This window comes from Kaistella haifensis DSM 19056, from assembly GCF_000735695.2.
Classification (GTDB): Bacteria; Bacteroidota; Bacteroidia; order Flavobacteriales; family Weeksellaceae; genus Kaistella; species Kaistella haifensis.
This window is the reverse complement of sequence record NZ_JASZ02000085.1, coordinates 1-1,414: the sequence shown is the minus strand read 5'-3', so window position 1 is coordinate 1,414 and position 1,414 is coordinate 1. Positions and strand designations below refer to the sequence as shown.

1 protein-coding gene is annotated in these 1,414 nt (G+C 28.1%); it reads right to left on the bottom strand.

All coding sequences use genetic code 11. The features are described 5' to 3' along the window. Positions 1-15: 15 nt before the first annotated feature. Positions 16-1,167 carry a HEPN-associated N-terminal domain-containing protein gene (locus AP75_RS13960; RefSeq protein ID WP_088265005.1) on the bottom strand — a complete coding sequence of 384 codons (1,152 nt, stop codon included), beginning with the start codon at positions 1,165-1,167 and terminating at the stop codon, positions 16-18. Positions 1,168-1,414: the final 247 nt, after the last annotated feature.

The window sequence follows — 1,414 nt, the reverse complement described above, 5'->3', positions numbered from 1 at the left end:
AGTTATTAGGCGTAGTTATTTTATTCTTTCACATTTAATTGAATTTAGTTGTACCTCTAATTCACTTTCTTTATTATCCCAAAAAAATACTAAGGATTTTTCGCCTTTATTTTGTGATGAAGGATAAAGTATTCCGGAAATTTTGTTCTTTCTATTTTTATTAAAAGGGTATCTAAAGTACTCAGTTACAACTTGAGTTGGTACATAATCAATATGTTCTCTTCCGTCTTTAGATATTTTCTTAGTAAGATCATTAACTAAAGAGTAAATAAAAAGTTTTAGATAATATTTGTTTTTATTTTTAATACCGAAAATACTTTCAATTTTGGGAAGTTTAGTAAAATCGATGACATAAAAATCATCTTTTGTTTCAAACTCACCAATTGTAACATATTTTTTTGATTTATCCTCACGACTTACAGTTTCTTTAATAGCTGTTTCTTTATCGAACGCACAGTAAAACATTGAAATACCTGATGGACTAAATCTATTTGGGTATAATGAATATTCGTTTGGAGGTGAAGTAATTTGATGAAATTCAGTTATCTCATTTTTTATTTTATGTTGTCTACATCTTAGCACCTTAGTCCCTTTCGGAAAAATACTAATTAATTTTAGATTATTGATTAGTTTACCTACCTCTTTTAGAATATTATATGCTTTAGAATTACTTGTTCCATTAGTATAAAATAGATATCGAGATTTATTTATGATAATATTTTTAAAAAAATTCCATTCGTATTTTAATTCATCATCAATATTGTCATAATACATATTAGGATCAGCCCAAGCAATATCTTCAATTGAATCAATAATGTCTTCAATTACTTCAAAGGGAGTTGCGTCTAACTCAACTAATTCTTGTATAAGTTCATTTGGTGTGAATGTTTCTCCAAGATAGCCACCTTGACTAGAATCATAACTCATAAAATTTGCAGCATCTTCATAAAAAACTGAAATAGAATCCATTATGAAATCCAAAAGTTCTTCCATCGAAATTACTTTTAGGTCTTTTTCACAATAATCGCAATAACCATTTTTGTAATTATTTCTAATAAAACGAGTTATATACTTATCTTCAAAATGATTAGAACAAATAGATTTATTAGGAATATTGTTTAAGTTTCTTGATTCAAGTTCTAATTGTCTTTGTTTAACACCTCCCATTTGTATACGTGTGGATTGATAATTACGCCTAACGGAAAAAGGCTTTGCGAAGTGCGGGAATTAGAAGAACAAAAAGTTCAAGAATTCACAATCGTAGCAAATGCTTTTTCAGATTGTCTAAATTAAAGAAAAAAACAATATGAAAAGCAGTTGCGGCTAAAATAGAGTAGAAGTTAAATTTTGAACTTAACCCCGCATTTTGCAAAACCTATGTTGAACTAAACCTCCGGTAGCTTTTCCCATTCGC

Excerpts from the sequence above, each read along its gene's own strand:
- AP75_RS13960 (WP_088265005.1), bottom strand. The coding sequence starts at position 1,167 with ATGGGAGGTGTTAAACAAAGACAATTAGAACTTGAATCAAGAAACTTA.